The 1916-nt window shown below is 72.2% G+C and carries 2 protein-coding genes; both read left to right on the top strand.

The features are described 5' to 3' along the window. Positions 1-840: acyl-CoA carboxylase subunit beta (locus ACFV2J_RS39175; protein WP_385443236.1), on the top strand; the 840-nt coding region annotated here is incomplete at its 5' end. 57 nt (positions 841-897) lie between these two features. After that, positions 898-1092 carry an acyl-CoA carboxylase subunit epsilon gene (locus ACFV2J_RS39170; protein WP_385443233.1) on the top strand — a complete coding sequence of 65 codons (195 nt, stop codon included), beginning with the start codon at positions 898-900 and terminating at the stop codon, positions 1090-1092. Positions 1093-1916 lie beyond the last annotated feature (824 nt).

The following is a 1916-nucleotide window of genomic DNA, read 5'->3' as shown; positions in this document are numbered from 1 at the left end:
GCGGAGGTCCGCTACCTCCTGTCGATGCTCCCGCAGAACAACCGCGAGAACCCCCCTCGGGTCGCCTCCGAGGACCCCGCGGACCGGCGCGGCGACGTCCTGCTGGACCTGGTGCCCGCGGACGGCAACCGGCCCTACGACATGACCAAGGTCATCGAGGAGCTCGTCGACGACGGCGACTACCTGGAGGTCCACGAACGCTGGGCCCGCAACATCATCTGCGCGCTGGCCCGCCTCGACGGCCAGGTGGTGGGCATCGTCGCCAACCAGCCGCAGACCCTCGCCGGCGTCCTGGACATCGAGGCCTCCGAAAAAGCTGCGCGCTTTGTCCAGATGTGTGACGCTTTTAACGTTCCGATCATCACCCTCCTGGACGTTCCGGGGTTCCTGCCCGGTGTGGACCAGGAGCACGGCGGGATCATCCGGCACGGCGCGAAGCTCCTGTACGCGTACTGCAACGCGACGGTGCCGAGGATCTCGCTGATCCTGCGCAAGGCGTACGGCGGTGCCTACATCGTGATGGACAGCCAGTCCATCGGCGCGGACCTCACGTACGCGTGGCCCACCAACGAGATCGCCGTGATGGGCGCCGAGGGCGCCGCCAACGTCATCTTCCGCCGTCAGATCGCCGACGCCGCCGATCCTGAGGGCATGCGGGTGCGCATGGTCAAGGAGTACAAGGCCGAGCTCATGCACCCCTACTACGCGGCCGAGCGCGGTCTGGTCGACGACGTCATCGACCCCGCCGAGACCCGCGAGGTCCTCATCCGCTCGCTGGCGATGCTGCAGACGAAGCATGCGGACCTGCCCTCCCGCAAGCACGGCAACCCCCCGCAGTAACCCTGCGGCTCCTCCGCGGCAGCGCCGCGGAAACCTCTCTCACGGAGACTGACACCTATGAACGACCCTGAGATCCGCGTCGAGAAGGGCCACGCCGAGCCCGAGGAAGTCGCCGCCATCACGGCCATCCTCCTGGCGCGTGCCGCCGCCCAGCCGGACACCACCCCTGCCCACCGAGGCCGCGCGAAGGCCGGCTGGCGCCGTCTGGAGCGCGAGCCCGGGTTCCGGGCTCCGCACAGCTGGCACGGTTAGCCTGCGGCGCTTGTACGTGACGAGGGGCCCGCTCCGTATCCGGAGCGGGCCCCTTCGTCGTGTCCGTGGCCGTGCCGCGACGCACTACGGGGTTCTCGCCCCCGCCGCCCCTACCCGTCCCGTCCCCTGGGGGCTCCGCCCCCAGACCCCCACCCTCGCCCGAAGGGCTCGTCCTCAAACGCCGGACGGGCTGGAGATGCGCGCCCACGCCGGAAGACAGACCTGCGCCTGTGCCGGAGGGCTGGGGGCGGGCTGGAGGTGTGTGCCGGCGCCGGAAGGCAGAATTGCGCCTGTGCCGCGAGGCTGGTGGCGGCCTGGAGATGTGCGCCTGTGCCGGAGGGCTGGGGGCGGGCTGGAGGTGTGCGCCTGTCCCGGAGGGCTGGGGGCGGGCTGGAGGTGTGCGCCTGTCCCGGAGGGCTGGGGGCGGGCTGGAGGTGTGTGCCTGCGCCGGAAGGCAGACCTGCGCCTGTGCCGCGAGGCTGGTGGCGGCCTGGAAAGGCGCGCCTACGCCGAAAGGCTGGCGGCGGCCCGGAGGTGTGCGCCTGCGCCGGAAGGCCGACCCGCGCCTGTGTCGGAAGGCTGGGAGCGGGCCTGTGCCCGGAAGGCGGGGGCGGGGCCTGGACGGGTGTCCGGGACGAGGGCTGTGGTTCGGGCGGCAGGTTGCAGCGCAGGCTCGCACCCTCAGCCCGTCCGGCGTTTGAGGACGAGGCCCTTAAGGCCGAACGGGGTCCGGGGGCGCTTCGGCTCCGGTGGACGGAGAGCGGCGGTGGGGGGGCGTGGGGTCGCGCTGCCGGGGCAGGGCACCCCGCGCCGGGGGTGGGCGC

This window comes from Streptomyces sp. NPDC059668 (assembly GCF_042734135.1).
Classification (GTDB): domain Bacteria; phylum Actinomycetota; class Actinomycetes; order Streptomycetales; family Streptomycetaceae; genus Streptomyces.
This window is presented reverse-complemented; position numbering and strand designations above follow the sequence as displayed.

What these genes read in the sequence shown, in the direction of transcription:
- ACFV2J_RS39170 (WP_385443233.1), top strand. Translation starts at nt 898, where the DNA reads ATGAACGACCCTGAGATCCGCGTCGAGAAGGGCCACGCCGAGCCCGAG.